Raw genomic sequence first — 14,273 nt, 5'->3', positions numbered from 1 at the left:
CGTTCCCGGCTCGCTCGTTAAACTGACGCCGACCGCAGTAATGACTGCGGCAAAGACTGAGCGAGGAGCGCACGTGGGCCTTGTCGTGCAGAAGTACGGAGGTTCCTCCGTTGCCGATGCCGAAGGCATCAAGCGCGTCGCCAAGCGGATCGTCGATGCCAAGAAGAACGGCCACCAGGTGGTCGTCGTGGTCTCGGCGATGGGCGACACGACGGACGAGTTGATCGATCTCGCCGAACAGGTATCCCCGATCCCTGCCGGGCGAGAGTTCGACATGCTGCTGACCGCCGGAGAGCGGATCTCCATGGCCCTGCTGGCGATGGCGATCAAGAACCTGGGCCACGAGGCGCAGTCGTTCACCGGCAGCCAGGCCGGCGTCATCACCGACTCGGTCCACAACAAAGCGCGCATCATCGATGTCACGCCGGGCCGGATCCGCACGGCACTGGACGAGGGCAACATCGCCATCGTCGCCGGCTTCCAGGGTGTGTCCCAGGACAAGAAGGACATCACCACTCTGGGCCGCGGCGGGTCGGACACGACCGCAGTCGCGCTGGCCGCGGCGCTGGACGCCGAGGTCTGTGAGATCTACACCGATGTGGACGGTGTCTTCACCGCCGACCCGCGGGTCGTGAAGAAGGCCCGCAAGATCGACTGGATCTCGTTCGAGGACATGCTGGAGCTCGCCAGCTCCGGCTCCAAGGTGCTGCTGCACCGCTGCGTCGAGTACGCACGCCGTTACAACATCCCGATCCACGTCCGGTCGTCCTTCTCGGGGCTGCGGGGCACCTGGGTCAGCAACGAACCACACTCCGAACAGGGAGCCCGCAAGGTGGAGCAGGCCATCATCTCCGGTGTCGCCCACGACACCTCCGAGGCGAAGATCACCGTCGTCGGCGTGCCCGACAAGCCGGGTGAGGCCGCCGCGATCTTCCGGACCATCGCGGACAACGAGATCAACATCGACATGGTCGTGCAGAACGTCTCGGCCGCCGCGACCGGTCTCACGGACATCTCCTTCACCCTTCCGAAGACCGAGGGCCGCAAGGCGATCGACGCGCTGGAGAAGACCAAGAGCGCCATCGGCTTCGAGTCGCTGCGCTACGACGACCAGATCGGGAAGATCTCGCTGGTCGGCGCCGGCATGAAGACGAACCCGGGCGTCACCGCCTCGTTCTTCGAGGCGCTGTCCGACGCGGGCGTGAACATCGAGCTGATCTCGACCTCCGAGATCCGTATCTCGGTCGTCACGCGCGCGGACGACGTCAAGGAGGCCGTCCAGGCCGTCCACACCGCCTTCGGCCTGGACAGTGACTCCGACGAGGCTGTCGTCTACGGAGGCACCGGCCGGTGACCGCCGGGCGCCGCACCCCGGCGGTCGCGCGATGAACCGCAAGCCGACGCTCGCGGTCGTCGGCGCGACCGGGGCCGTCGGTGCGGTGATGCTCCAGATCCTGTCCCAGCACGCGGACATCTGGGGCGAGATACGCCTTGTCGCCTCGTCGCGTCCGGCCGGCCGCAAGCTGGCCGTACGCGGCGAGGAGACCGAGGTCGTCGCGCTCTCCGAGGAAGCGCTTACGGGTGTCGACGTCGCGCTGTTCCTGGTGCCCGCCGAGGTGGCCGCCCACTGGGCGCCGATCGCCGCCGCCAAGGGTGCGGTGGTCGTGGACAATTCAGCCGCTTTCCGGCTGGACCCGGACGTTCCCCTCGTCGTGCCCGAGATCAACCCCCATTCCGTACGGGTGCGCCCGCGCGGCATCGTCGCGAGCCCCTGCTGCACCACCCTGGCCATGATCGTCACGGTGGGCGCGCTGCATGCCGAGTTCTGCGTCGACGAGTTGGTGGTCTCCACGTACCAGGCGGCCAGCGGGGCCGGGCACGGCGGCGTCGAGGCGCTGCGGTCCCAGCTCTCCCTGGTCGCGGGCACGGAGCTGGGGACGAACCCCGGTGACGTACGCCGTGCCGTCGGCGACGACACCGGCCCCTTCGCCGCACCCATGGCGCTCAACGTGGTGCCCTGGGCCGGATCGCTCGCGGAGGACGGCTGGTCCTCCGAGGAGCTCGCCATCCGGGCCGAGACCCGCAAGATCCTGGACCTGCCCGAACTGCGGGTCTCCGCGACGTGCGTCCGTGTGCCGGTCGTCACAACGCACTCGGTCTCCGTGCACGCCCGCTTCGAGCACGAGGTCTCCGTCGGACGGGCCCACGAGATCCTGGCGACCTCGCCCGGAGTGGTGCTTTTCGACGACCCCGCGGAGGGCGAATTCCCCACGCCCGCCGACGTGGTGGGCACCGACCCGACGTGGGTGGGACGGGTCCGGCGGTCCATGGACGACAGCCGCGCACTCGAACTCTTCGTGTGCGGCGACAACCTCCGCAAGGGTGCCGCGCTGAACACCGCTCAGATCGCCGAGGCCATCGCCAGGGAATTCTGAGCCGAGTTGTCATAGATCTTTATAGGATCTGTGAACACCCTGTGAGCAAGTCCCTGGTATGGACCACTTGAACTGGGGTGATGGCATGTTCGACGATGATTTCCCGCCATCGTGCAACCGGTTACTGGGCGGGAAGCGTCTTTGCGGTCGCCCCTTCACGGTGCCGCGACAAATGGGGCATTGGGGAAGAGCTGGTGCGCATGAGGGCATACGGTGCATCGTCAAAAGCGGTGGTGTGCGCGTACAACCCTGACGGGGGGAAGCGTGTCCAACAGGCGTGGCAGAGGTACTCGACATCACAGCGGTGGTCCCGGTCCGCGGCACAGCCGTGGTCCCGGTCCGGGGTACGGGCATGCTCCCGACCCGGGGCGCCGGCGTGCTCCCGGTGCGGAGTGCGGGCGTCGTCCCGGTCCGCGGTGCTTCGGTGCGCCCGCTCCGGCCGACCCGCCCTTCCCGTGCCTCCCGGCGTCCCGTCGGCGGGATGCCGGTGATCGCTCCCATGCCCGCAGCGCGCCCAGGCCGCATTCCGTCGCAGCGTGAGGGCGCTGACGACACCATGGCGGCGGGGACCACTGTCGATCACCTCACCGAGACCTATCGCGCCCACTACCGGTCGCTGCTCGGACTCGCGGCGCTGCTGCTCGACGACACCGCCTCCTGCGAGGACGTCGTCCAGGAGGCCTTCATCCGCGTTCACTCGGCGCGCAACCGCGTCCGCGACCCGGAGAAGACCCTCGCCTACCTCCGGCAGACGGTCGTCAATCTGTCGCGGTCCGCGCTGCGCCGCCGGATCCTCGGGCTGAAGCTGCTCTCCAAGCCGATGCCGGACATGGCGAGCGCCGAGGAGGGCGCGTACGACCAGCTGGAGCGGGACGCGCTGATCAAGGCGATGCGCGGGCTCCAGCGGCGCCAGCGAGAGGTGCTCGTGCTCCGCTACTTCGCGGACATGACGGAGGCTCAGGTCGCCGAGACGCTGGGCATATCGCTGGGCTCGGTGAAGGCGTACGGCTCGCGGGGCATCGCGGCGCTGCGTGTCGCCATGGGGGCGACGGCATGAGCAGGCACGAACACGGGCAGGAGCACGGACCGGAGCGCGAGCCGCAGTACGGCCACGGACCGGAGCGCGGGCCGGACGGCCTCGCCTCCGGCGATGCGTACGACGAGAAGCACACCACTGAGCTGTACGGGCCGGACGGGCCGTTGGACGACCGGACTGGAAACGGAATTGTGAACGACGGGCCGCGGAACGGAATGGACGACCACGGGCTCGGAGGTGAGACGCCCCGCACCGCCGGTCCCGGCGGTCCGGACGCCCTCTTCGCGAAGGTGCTGGGGCGGGACTCCCTGGGCCCGGGAGGCCTCGATGGGGGAGACCTCGGTCAGGGGGAACTCGGTCAGGAGGAGCTCGGTCAGGAGGAGCTGGCCCTGCGGCGGATGCTCCACGGCGCCGTCGGGGACCTCGCGCCGACCGAAGGCGCCCTCGATCATCTGCGCCGGGCGGTGCCCGCGCGCCGTGCCCGCAAGCGCCAGGCCCTCGTCGGGCTGGCGGCCTCGGTGGTCCTTCTCGGCACAGCGGTCCCGGCGTTCGTCCACGTCGCGAACTCCGGAGGGCTCTCCGACGACCAGACCATCAACGCCGGCCACGGTGAGCAGGCCCAGGGCGGAACCGGCACCGAGGAGGGCGAGGACGGCGGGGAGCGTATGAACGGCAGCTCCCCGGGGCAGCAGCCCAGCACCCCCGGCGCACCCGACCCGTCGGAGAAGCCGCAGTCGCCGGGCACCGGCACCACGGGCGGCTCGACGGCCGGCACGGCCGACCCGACGGGCAGCGCCGACGCCTCGACGCCCACCTGCGCAGCGACTCAGCTCGCAGGCTCGGCACAGACCGGCGCACCTGATCCGGACGGCAAGGTGTACGGCACGTTCCGCATCGCCAACGTCTCCGGCACCGACTGTGCGGTCAACGGGGCCGGTGCGGTCGCCTTCCAGGCCGTGGGCGCGGCCGACCCGGCCAAGATCAGTGTGGTGACGCACACGACGGGCGACGCCGCGAGCGGACTGCCCGATCCGTCCCAGGAGGCGGCCACGGTGGTCCTCAAGCCGGAGACGGCGTACGAGGTGAAGTTCGCCTTCGTGCCCGCGGAGACCTGCCCCACGAGCGGCGCCTCACCCGACCCCTCGCCCTCGGACGGCGGCTCGTCGGGCACGACCGACGGCACGACAGCGGCCGGCACCGAACCCCAGCTCGTCGCCGACGACGGCGGTACCACGGCGGACGGCAGCATCACGGTGACCCACACCCCCGAGCCGGGCGGCCCGAACGCCGAGACAACGATCCCGAAGGCCTGCGCGGGCACGATCTACCGCACCGGCGCCCTGCCCGCGGCCTAGGCCCTGTCCGGGCGATCTTGTCGGGCCCGCGACGCTCCCCCAGAGCTTCGCCTGGGTGGGGGTGCCCCCGGCGGAGCCAGGGGGAGTACCCCCAGCTACGGCACCTCGCTGCGTTGTCGGAGTCGCCCAAGTACACCCAGTACGAGGGCGATCTCCCCTGGGAGGTGCCCCCACCGTCTTGCGATGCGTCCCCTCGGCCCCAGGGGGTCGCATGCATCCGACGCCGCGGCCTGGTCCTCGAAGATCACCCGGACAGGACCTAGCAGGGGATTGTCATGGGTGCCGGCGTCGGTCGGCCCCACCCGGACCCTGGACCTGGGATTCCGGACCCCGACCCCGGACCTGGGACCCCGGAGCTGGGACCCCGGAACGCCGTGCGTTACGCCGGGTCGAGGCCGAGCGCCGCGTCCTTCGCGGCTTCCGCCTCGCGCCGCACGAAGCGGAACCACATGAACAGCACGAAGCCCGCGAAGGCGAACCACTCCAGCGTGTAGCCGAGGTTCTGGAACGCCTTGAGGTCGAGCCCGCTGCCCTCCGGCGCTGCGGCCGGTACCGGCCGCAGCCCGTCCGACGCGGTGGTGAGCGTGATCCAGGCGTCGTACACGTCGTCCGGCACCAGGTTGACCAGCGACGCCGCGCTGATCATGCCGAGCTGGCCGCTCGGCAGCCCGCCCCCGGCGTGCACACCGTCGGTGCCCTGCGTCTCGGAAGCCTGCAGCGCACCGGTGACGGTGACCTCACCGGCGGGCGCCGCCGGGGCCTTCGCCCCGGCGGGCAGCCAGCCCCGTACGACCGGCAGAGCCTTGCCGCCGTCGGTGCGCAGAAGCGTCAGCACATACGACCCGCGCCTGCCGTCCAGCTCCCGGTCCTGTACGAGGAACTGCTCCCCGTACCGCCCGCTCGCCGTCGCGTGCCGGCCCGAGGTGTTCTTGTCGACGGGCAGCAGCTCGTCGAGCGGTGCGACGGCCTGCTCGCCCGCGGCCGGGCGCCGCTCGGCGGCCTGGTGCGTGTCGACGCGGTCCTCGAACCGGCCGAGCTGCCATGTCCCCATGAAGATGCAGAAGGGGATCGCCAGCACGACGAAGACATTGATCCCCCACCAGCGGGGCGTCAGCAGGAACCGGTACACCCCTCCACGGTACGGAACGCCCCCTTTCCCCCCTCTCCCGGGGCCCGGTCCTGGTCCTGGTTCTGGTACTGGTCCAGGTCCCGTCCCCGTCCCTGTCCAGGGCCTGGTCCCGGTTCCGCCGCTGCTGATGCCCGGCGTGTCGTGCCTACTTCAGATGCCTCTCGGCAAAGGCCAGCTCGAGCCGCACCTGCTTGATCCGCTCCTCCACCACCAGCGAGCCGTGGCCCGCGTCGTACCGGTACACCTCGTGGACGGCGCCACGGGCCTCGAGGCGGTCCACATAGTTCTCGACCTGGCGGATGGGGCAGCGCGGGTCGTTGACGCCGGCCGAGATGTAGACCGGCGCCCGCACCGCGTCCACATACGTCAGCGGCGACGACGCCGCGAACCGCTCCGGGACCTCCTCCGGCGTACCGCCCAGCAGGGTGCGGTCCATCGCCTTCAGGGCCTCCATCTCGTCGTGGTACGCCGTCACGTAGTCCGCGACCGGCACCGCGGCCAGGCCGAGCGCCCACGCCTCGGGCTGTGTACCGAGCCCGAGCAGCGTCAGATAGCCGCCCCACGAGCCGCCCGCCAGGATCAGCTTCGCCGGGTCGGCGAGGCCGGAGGACACGGACCACTCCCGGACCGCCTCGACGTCCTCCAGCTCGATCAGCCCGACGCGGTGCTTGAGCGCGTCCGTCCACTCCCGCCCGTATCCGGTCGATCCCCGGTAGTTGACCCGCACCACCGCATAGCCGTGGTCCACCCAGGCCGCCGGCCCGGCCGCGAACGCATCGCTGTCGTGCCAGGTCGGGCCGCCGTGGATCTCGAAGACCGTCGGGAACGGCCCCTCTCCCTCCGGCCGCTGCACCAGTGCGTGGATACGGCCCCCGGGCCCGTCCACCCACACGTCCTCGACCCCGACCGATCCGGGCGCCGTCAGCCCCGGCGGGTCCAGCACCTCGCGGCCCGCCGTGGAGCGGACCTTCGGCGGGTGCGCGGCGGACGACCACAGGTACTCCACCGTGCCGTCCGGCCGGGCTGTGGCGCCCGAGACCGTACCCGCGGGGGTCTCCACCCGGGACAGCTCGCGTGTCGCCGGGTCGAAGCGCCACAGCTCGCTGCGTGCCTCGAAGCTGTGCGCGATCAGCAGGGCCGAGCCGTCCGGATACCACTCGGCACTCACATCGCCCGGAAGCTCGATCGCCAGGTCGGTCTCCTCGCCGGACGCCACGTCCCACAGCATCGGCTCCCAGCGGCCCCGCCGCTGGTGGCCCACCAGCAGCCGGGTGTCCCCGTCCACCGGCGCGAAGCCGAGCACCTCCAGGCCCAGCTCCACCGAGCCGCCCTTGGTGTCGTCCAGCTCGGACACCTTCGCGCCGTCCAGCCGTACGACACGCAGCGCCGAGTGCATCGCGTCGCCGTGCTCGGTGTGCTCGATCGCGATCAGCGTCCCGTCGTGCGAGAGATCGCCGACGCCGGCCGACTCCCGGTGCCGGTAGATCTCGACCGGGTCCGCCCCGGGCCGTACGACATGGATCGTCGTACCTTCCTCGTCCGTGGAGCGGCCCACCACCGCCGTGCCGTCCCGCCCGAGGGCCAGCCCCGCCCCGTACGAGGCGTCGAGGCCGGGCGCCGCGGGCTCGTCCGCCCCGCCGCCGAAGGGCTGTCGCATCCAGACCCCGAACTCGTCCCCGTCCTTGTCCGAGAACCACCAGATCCACTCGCCGTCGGGCGTCAGTATCCCGTCCGTCGTCCCGTTCGGCCGGTCGGTCACCTGGCGCTGCTCGCCGGTCGCGCGGTCCCATGCGTACAGCTCGTAGGTCCCCGTCGCGTTCGACACGAAGAGCGAGCGGTGCGGGGCGTCCTCCGCCCAGTCGGGCAGCGAGACGCGGGGCGCGCGGAACCGCTGCTCCCAGGCCGGCATGCCCGTCGGCGCGACCGCCGGCATGTCCGTCGCCATGTCCGCAGGGTCCGGCGCCGTGGATTCGGTGATCTCAGTCATGCCCACCATTCTGCGCCGCTCCGCCCACAATCCGTTCGCGCCGTCCGCAGCCTGTGGATAACCGGCGACGAAGCAGGTCACGGCCGGAGTGTCAGTGGCGAGGTGGACACTCCCCCGTATGACTGCACTGCGCAAGACAGTTGAGACGTACTGGTCCTCGGCGGAGGCCCGCGACTGGCAGGCCTTCGCAGCGACTCTCGCCGAGGACGTGGTCTACGACCTGCCGCAGACCCGTGAGCGGATCCGCGGCAAAGAGACCTATCTCCGGTTCAACCAGGAGTATCCGGGCGACTGGCACGTCCGCGTCCAGCGCGTCGTCGCCGACGAGGAGGGGGCCGTGACCTGGATACACGTCACGGCCGGCCTCGAGGAGATGCACGCGATCAACTTCTTCACGGCCGACGCGGAGGGCCGGATCAGCACCGTGACCGACTTCTGGCCCGAGCCGTACGAGCCTCCGGCGGGACGCGAGCACCTGGTCGAGCGTTACTGAGGCGCGGCGGATGTCCGAGCCCGCCGCCGCGCGCCGGGCCGGCCCGGGGCGGGCACCGTCGGGACGGCGCCCGCCCCGGCACGGGCCTTCAGCGCCCGGCCGGGCACGGGCCTTCACCGCCCGCCCGGGCACGGGCCTTCAGCGCCCGGCCGGGCACGGGCCTTCAGCGCCCGGCCGGGCACGGGCCTTCAGTGCCCGGCCGGGGACGGCGGGAGGCCCTCGGTCGCCAGGACGCGGTTCTTGTAGGGCGTGGCACCGGTGATCTCCGGGCCGAACCAGGAGGGCGGGGTGAAGTCCTCGGCCGCCCCTTCCGAGGGGAATTCGACCTCGGCCGTGTGCAGGCCCGCCAGGGACTCCGCGTAGACGTCCACGTACGCCACCGTGTCGCCCAGCGGCACGGTGTAGCGGGTCTTCACCAGCCGGGCGCCGGCCGTCGCCGGCCACAGCTCCTCGAACTCCGCCTCCGTCAGCGGGCATTCCACCTCGGTACGCGACATCGACCCGGTGCGGTGCTTGACGCCGAGGATGCACTGGCCGGCGATACGGCGCAGGCGGACCTCGGTGCCGCTCGGGCTGACCGCGAGGTAGCCCTGCTCGATGGGCTCCACCACCGCGCCGGGCGGCGGGGTGAAGCCGTCCAGCAGGTACTTGCGCTCAATCTCCTGCGGCATGTCCCGCCCTCTCCGTCCGGTGCGCCGAGAGCAGAGCCGGCAGTTCCCGCATGTCGGTGAAGACCACCGTCCCGGGACCCGTCAGCCACTCGGCCGGGGTCAGACCGCCCGCGTACCCGAAGCCGCGCATTCCGGCGGCCGCGGCGGCCTGGATGCCGAAGCGGCTGTCCTCGACGACCGCGCAGCGCGCCGGGTCGACGCCCAGGGAGCGGGCGGCGTGCAGGAAGAGGTCCGGGGCGGGCTTGCCGCGCTCGACCTCGTGGGCGCTGAAGATCCGGCCCTCGAAGCGGTCGTACAGTCCGACCCGGCCCAGGGTGTGGCGCATCTTCTCGTGGCTGCCGCTGGAGGCGATGCACCGCCGCTGCGGCCCGAAACCGAGGACCTCCAGGCTGTCGAGGGCCTCCGCGATGCCGCTGACGGCCTTCAGGCCGGTGTCCACCGCCCGCGCGTGCATCTCCCGGAAGCGCTCGTCCCAGATGCGCGCGGTGTCGGAGCCGACCCGCTCGGCGATCTGCTCGCCGATGGAGGTGGTGGAGCGGCCCACGAAGCGCTCCATGACCTCGGCCTCGGTCAGCGGCCAGCCCAGCTCGGCGCCGAGCGCGACATGCGTCCGTACGGCGATGGGCTCGCTGTCGACGAGCACGCCGTCGCAGTCGAAGATGACCAGTTCGACCGGCTCGGTCGCGTTCCCGGCAGTGACCCCGTTCCCGTTCCCGGCAGTGTTCCCGTTCCCGGCCGCGATCCCGGTCAACGGATGCAGCCCTGGCTGATCAGCAGCTGCCGGATCTCCTCGACCCGCTCCGCGCCCAGCCGGCGCTTGGCCTGGTCATCCGGCTTCTCGGCCTTCTGGCCGTACTGCCACCACGCCTCGCCGGTGTCGCGGTTCATCACCACGAAGCGGTCCTTCTCCGACGGCCCGCGGACGATCAGCGACGTGGTCCCGGGCTCCGAGCTGACCGTGTGGACCATCGTGTGCCGGATGACGTAGCCGGACCCGGCGACCTCGTCGCGGACCAGGGCCGGGGCGCCGATGCGCGTGCTGGTGTCCAGATCCTCGTAGTCGCCGAAGAGGTGGTGCTGGTAGCTGCCGTGCAGGATGCGGCTGCCGAAGCTCCACCGGTGGTTGTGGGGGCGGTCGAAGTCGCTGCCGGTGAAGACGTGCAGCCGGATCCGTACGTCGCTGGCCTTGTCGTTGACGAGGACGACACGGTCGAGCTCCTGCAGCCGCTCGCACTGGTTGAGGAGCTCCGGCGTGCGCAGCACATGGTCGAAGGCGTCGTTCAGCCAGGTCGGGGAGGACACCAGCTCTTCGAGCAGCTCCTCCATGGGACGGTGCAGGGCCGGCATGTCGCTCCAGTCCAGGGCGGCCAGCCGGGCCGGGTCGATCAGCGGCTGCGTGTCGGTCGTCATCGCGTCACACTCTCCGTCTCTTGTTGCGTGGCCAGCCACCGGCGGGCCTTTTCATGGTGCTTGGGGAGCATCTCGGGGGCGTCGAGGAAGCGCGGCAGCAGATGCCGCTCCGTGGTCAGGGCCCGCAGCATCAGCCCGATGGTGACGCCGTGGCCGGGGCGCCTGATGATCTCGACCGGGTCGCCCGCGCCGACGGTGCCCTCCTTCAGCACGCGGAGGTACGCGCCGGGCGCCCCGTGTGCGATGAAGTGCTTGACCAGGTCCGGTACGTCCCAGAAGCCGGCGAAGACGCGGCACGGCTTACGGGCCCTGATCACCTCGAACACGGCGTCCCCGATGGCCCATTGCTCGCCGACCTCGGCCCCGGTGATGTCGAGGCCGAGGGTGGAGAAGTTCTCGCCGAAGTTGCCGGGCCCGACCTCGCGCCCCAGTTCCCGCTCCCAGAACACGGCGTCCTCGCGGGCGAAGGCGTAGACGGCCTTGTCCGGGCCGCCGTGCACCTTCGGGTTGGCGATCAGATCGCCCTCCAGGCCCCAGGTCCGGGCCATCACGCGGTGGCCGACCGGGCGCTTGTCGATCCCGCTGCGGCCGACGTCCGTCCAGGGGCCGGTGCGCTCGACGCCGAGGTTGACGGTGGACAGTACGGCGGTCACGAGGCGGCCCCGTCCCCGTGGCCCGGCCGCCAGGCCTCCGTGACGTTCGGCACGGTGGGCGCCACCCCGGGCACGTTCATCTCCGTCAGCAGATGCGTCACCACGGTCAGCAGGTCCCAGCGGTACGGGCTGTCCACCGGCGTGGCGCGGGTGAGCGCCAGCATCTCGTCCAGCGACGGCTGCGCGCCGTGCGCACCACGGCCGGCCGGCTCGCCGAGGAGGCCGGGGGCGGCCGCGAGCCGCCGCCGGCTGGCCTCCAGGTCGAAGTCGTGCTCGGGGTGCAGGCGTTCGAGGTCCTGGAAGATGCCGAGGACCTCGGGACGGGCGTCGTGTTCGTCCAGGATGCGCTGCCGCATCAGCTCGCGCCGGGGCTCGTCGCAGATCACCGCGATCTCGCGGAGCACGTCGGCCGGCTCGTCCGAGATGTGCGTGAAGTTGAAGAGGCCGTTGACGACGCCGAGCCGGTGGCGCAGGTGCTGCGGGCCGCGCAGCAGCGGGTCGGCCGGTCCCTTGAGCGCGTTGAGCCGTACCGCCGCGGGCACGGCGCCCGGTGTCCACCGCTCGTCCTTGAGCACCAGCGCCACGGTGTCGGTGCTGGGCAGGATGACGTCCATCGCCTCGATCCGCTCGCGGGAGGCGATGTTGAACTGATAGCGCCAGATCTCGCGGATCGTCATCCGGTCGTGCCGGAAACGCACCGCGTCGACGGGGCGGAAGCCCGCCTCCCGCAGGATGCGCAGCGCGGGCAGCAGCCTGCGCCCGGCCGTTGCCTCGGGCTTGAGCATGCACAGCGCGACGCCGAGCATCCGGGGAACGATGTCGCCGAAGGTCCAGCACGCCTCGCGGAAGTACTGGTCGACCGCGTACAGATCGGCCTTCTCGTCCGACCAGGTGACCGCCTCGCGGATCCCGGCGCCGACCTCGGTCAGCCGGTCGACCGGCGGGCTGTCGGAGCGCAGCAGTCTCATGTGTCGTGTCCTTCCTGCCAGAAGGCGGGCGTACGGGCCGTGGCCGGCGGCCGGGCGAAGATGTCTGCGAGGAACTCCGCCTCGGCCAGCCGCAACGGCGTGTTGGGGGCGGCGTGTTCGGCCAGCGGCCAGGTCAGGAGCCGCTTCTCGGCCGGGTAGCGGGCATGCGCGGCGTATCCGGTCTCCGGTGCGCACCGGCCGTCCCGGCCCGCCACGGAGAACAGCGCCGGGCAGCGCCCGTACGCGGCCAGTTCGGCGACGTCGAAGAGCCCCAGCGTCCGCAGGGCGCGCGGGGCGAGGTCCGGGTAGGACTCGGCGAAGCGCAGCAGTTCCCGGTACGGCTGCCGGTCGGGCAGCCGTGCCAGGTCGGTGACGGCGGACAGGAACGGCGACTCCACCAGCGCGGCGGCGACCAGTGGGCTCAGGACGGCCGCCGCCAGGGCGAGCTGGCCGCCCTGGCTGCACCCGGCGGTCGCGATGCGTGCGGGGTCGACGGCGGGATGGGCGGCGGCGGCCGCCACGGCCCGTACGGCGTCGACGTACGCGTCCCGGTAGTAGTACGACCGGGGGTCCAGGACGCCGCGGGTCGTGAAGCCGGGGGTCTGCGGATGGGTGAGGCCGACCGGGTCCGGGGTGGCGCCCCGCCTGCCGCCGGCGCCGCTCTGGCCGCGGGTGTCGACGACCAGCGTGGCGTAGCCCAGGGCGGGCCACAGCAGCCGGTCCAGGGCGTGACCGCGGCCCTCGCCGTACCCCAGGTACTGCACGACGCACGGGAGCGGGCCGGCGCTGTCGCGCGGCAGGATGAGCCAGCCGCTGATCCGGTGGCCGTGGGCGCCGGCGAAGGAGAGGTCGTACACCGAGGTGCGGGGCAGCGGGGTGGGCTCCTCCACCGCCACCGTGTCGAGGGGGACGGCCGCAGCCTCTTCCAGGGTGGCGCGCCAGAACGGCGCGGGCCGCTCGTCAGTGCCGGGCACCGGGCACCGCCTGCACCGGATCGCTGCCGGCCTCGTCGGCGAAGTCCTCGATGAGCTCGTCGAGCATCTCGCGGCAGTCGCCGCAGCCCTGCCCGGCACCGCAGCGCTCGCCGAGGCCGTCCGCCGTGGTGACGCCGCGCCGGATCCAGTCGACGATCACGTCCTCGGCGACGTGGTAGCAGACGCAGACGTTGGGGGCGCTCACCGCTCCTCCTGCCAGGCGCTGAGCAGGACGTTGGGGAAGATGCGCTCGACGCCCGGGGTGTTGAACCGCACGGTCGCGGTGAGGACGGACAGCAGGTCCCACAGATCGCCGGGATCCGCGTCGGGGTGGTGCGCGGCGCGGAGCAGTTCGGCGGCGGTGACGGTCCGCCCCGCCGCCCTCGCGCGGGCCGCCTCGCCGACGGGTGCGCCGGACTTCGTGAGCCGCAGCCAGCTCTGTTCCGGGTCGAGGTCGTGCGGTTCCGTCTCGCCCTCGATCGCGTCGAAGATCTGCTCCGCCTCCTCGCGCGCGTCGTGGCGTACGAGGATCCGCTCCCGCACCTGTTCGCGGCGCCCCTGCTCCAGCAGCAGTCCGAGGTCGCGCAGGACGTCGATGGGCTCATCGGCGGTGTGCACGAAGTTGAACAGGCCGTTGAGCGCCCCGAGCCGCTCGCGCAGGTGCTCCGGGCGGCGCAGCTCGGCGATGGCCGGGCCCTTGAGGGAGGCGAGCCGGACGGACGCCGGGATGTCGCCGGGCCGGTGGCGTTCGTCCCGCAGCACGAGCAGGACGCTGTCCAGGGACCGCAGGTACAGGTCCATGGTGGCGATCCGCTCGCGGTCGGCGAAGTTCAGCTGGAAGCGCCAGGTTTCACGGATCGTCAGCCGGTTGTGCCGCAGGCGCAGCACGTCGACCGGGTGGAAACCGTGGTCCCGCAGCGCCTCCAGGGCCGTCCGGTAGCGGCGCCCGACGGCGGTGTCCGGCTTGAGGACGCACAGGGTGACGCCCAGCATGTCGTCCACGTGGTCGCCGAAGGTCCAGGCCGCCTCCCGCAGGTAGGTGTCCGCGCCGAACAGCCGTGCCTTGACCGGCGAGCGGGTGACGGCCGCCAGAAGGTCCTGCGGTATGTCGTGCGCGCGCTCGCCGGGGTTCCCCGTCGTCCCCATCGCTGTGCTCCTCGAA

Annotated in this window: 15 protein-coding genes; 5 read left to right on the top strand and 10 right to left on the bottom strand. The window is 71.8% G+C overall.

Annotated elements, in window-relative coordinates:
* Positions 1–73 precede the first annotated feature (73 nt).
* From ACWGI8_RS00650 to ACWGI8_RS00635, 4 genes are all read left to right on the top strand, one after another.
* Complete coding sequence (locus tag ACWGI8_RS00650) at positions 74–1,354, top strand: aspartate kinase (protein WP_453657255.1); 1,281 nt, start codon at positions 74–76, stop codon at positions 1,352–1,354.
* A gap of 31 nt (positions 1,355–1,385) precedes the next feature.
* Positions 1,386–2,435, top strand: coding sequence for an aspartate-semialdehyde dehydrogenase (locus ACWGI8_RS00645; protein ID WP_453657253.1), 1,050 nt, complete (start codon positions 1,386–1,388; stop codon positions 2,433–2,435).
* A 277-nt stretch (positions 2,436–2,712) separates the two neighbouring features.
* On the top strand, positions 2,713–3,492 hold the full coding sequence (locus ACWGI8_RS00640; RefSeq protein WP_453657251.1) for a SigE family RNA polymerase sigma factor: 780 nt from the start codon (positions 2,713–2,715) through the stop codon (positions 3,490–3,492).
* Positions 3,489–4,826, top strand: coding sequence for a hypothetical protein (locus ACWGI8_RS00635; protein ID WP_453657249.1), 1,338 nt, complete (start codon positions 3,489–3,491; stop codon positions 4,824–4,826). Before ACWGI8_RS00640 ends, ACWGI8_RS00635 begins: the two co-directional genes overlap by 4 nt.
* Positions 4,827–5,205: 379 nt before the next feature.
* On the opposite strand, the gene ACWGI8_RS00630 is transcribed toward ACWGI8_RS00635, so the two are convergent.
* Both ACWGI8_RS00630 and ACWGI8_RS00625 read right to left on the bottom strand, forming a co-directional pair.
* Entirely contained in the window at positions 5,206–5,955 is a 750-nt protein-coding gene (locus tag ACWGI8_RS00630) for an SURF1 family protein (protein WP_453657247.1), read from the bottom strand.
* A gap of 145 nt (positions 5,956–6,100) precedes the next feature.
* Positions 6,101–7,900 (bottom strand): prolyl oligopeptidase family serine peptidase, encoded by a 1,800-nt coding sequence (locus tag ACWGI8_RS00625; protein ID WP_453657297.1) that lies wholly within the window; start codon positions 7,898–7,900, stop codon positions 6,101–6,103.
* A 160-nt stretch (positions 7,901–8,060) separates the two neighbouring features.
* Here ACWGI8_RS00625 and ACWGI8_RS00620 point away from each other — a divergent pair, with 160 nt between their 5' ends.
* Positions 8,061–8,435, top strand: coding sequence for a nuclear transport factor 2 family protein (locus ACWGI8_RS00620; protein ID WP_453657245.1), 375 nt, complete (start codon positions 8,061–8,063; stop codon positions 8,433–8,435).
* Positions 8,436–8,623: 188 nt separating this feature from the next.
* Here ACWGI8_RS00620 and ACWGI8_RS00615 read toward each other — a convergent pair whose 3' ends face one another.
* The 8 genes from ACWGI8_RS00615 to ACWGI8_RS00580 all read right to left on the bottom strand — a co-directional run bounded on the left by ACWGI8_RS00615 (position 8,624) and on the right by ACWGI8_RS00580 (position 14,257).
* The gene (locus ACWGI8_RS00615) at positions 8,624–9,106 is read right to left on the bottom strand and encodes a CYTH domain-containing protein (RefSeq protein WP_453657243.1); all 483 of its coding nucleotides are present in this window, start codon (positions 9,104–9,106) and stop codon (positions 8,624–8,626) included.
* Positions 9,090–9,773 carry an HAD family hydrolase gene (locus tag ACWGI8_RS00610; protein WP_453657295.1) on the bottom strand — a complete coding sequence of 228 codons (684 nt, stop codon included), beginning with the start codon at positions 9,771–9,773 and terminating at the stop codon, positions 9,090–9,092. Before ACWGI8_RS00610 ends, ACWGI8_RS00615 begins: the two co-directional genes overlap by 17 nt.
* Positions 9,774–9,853: 80 nt before the next feature.
* Entirely contained in the window at positions 9,854–10,516 is a 663-nt protein-coding gene (locus ACWGI8_RS00605) for a hypothetical protein (protein ID WP_453657241.1), read from the bottom strand.
* The gene (locus tag ACWGI8_RS00600) at positions 10,513–11,169 is read right to left on the bottom strand and encodes an MOSC domain-containing protein (protein WP_453657239.1); all 657 of its coding nucleotides are present in this window, start codon (positions 11,167–11,169) and stop codon (positions 10,513–10,515) included. The genes ACWGI8_RS00605 and ACWGI8_RS00600 overlap by 4 nt, the downstream gene beginning before the upstream one ends.
* Positions 11,166–12,137: a hypothetical protein gene (locus ACWGI8_RS00595; protein ID WP_453657237.1), complete on the bottom strand. Its 972-nt coding sequence runs from the start codon at positions 12,135–12,137 to the stop codon at positions 11,166–11,168. Before ACWGI8_RS00595 ends, ACWGI8_RS00600 begins: the two co-directional genes overlap by 4 nt.
* Positions 12,134–13,111: an acetylxylan esterase gene (locus ACWGI8_RS00590; RefSeq protein WP_453657235.1), complete on the bottom strand. Its 978-nt coding sequence runs from the start codon at positions 13,109–13,111 to the stop codon at positions 12,134–12,136. The genes ACWGI8_RS00595 and ACWGI8_RS00590 overlap by 4 nt, the downstream gene beginning before the upstream one ends.
* The gene (locus ACWGI8_RS00585; RefSeq protein ID WP_453657233.1) at positions 13,098–13,316 is read right to left on the bottom strand and encodes a (2Fe-2S)-binding protein; all 219 of its coding nucleotides are present in this window, start codon (positions 13,314–13,316) and stop codon (positions 13,098–13,100) included. The genes ACWGI8_RS00590 and ACWGI8_RS00585 overlap by 14 nt, the downstream gene beginning before the upstream one ends.
* Complete coding sequence (locus ACWGI8_RS00580) at positions 13,313–14,257, bottom strand: hypothetical protein (RefSeq protein WP_453657231.1); 945 nt, start codon at positions 14,255–14,257, stop codon at positions 13,313–13,315. Before ACWGI8_RS00580 ends, ACWGI8_RS00585 begins: the two co-directional genes overlap by 4 nt.
* Positions 14,258–14,273 lie beyond the last annotated feature (16 nt).

The sequence above is a fragment of the Streptomyces sp. NPDC054841 genome, assembly GCF_053611045.1.
Note: the sequence above shows the minus strand (reverse complement) of the source record. Positions and strands in the feature narration are given on the sequence as shown.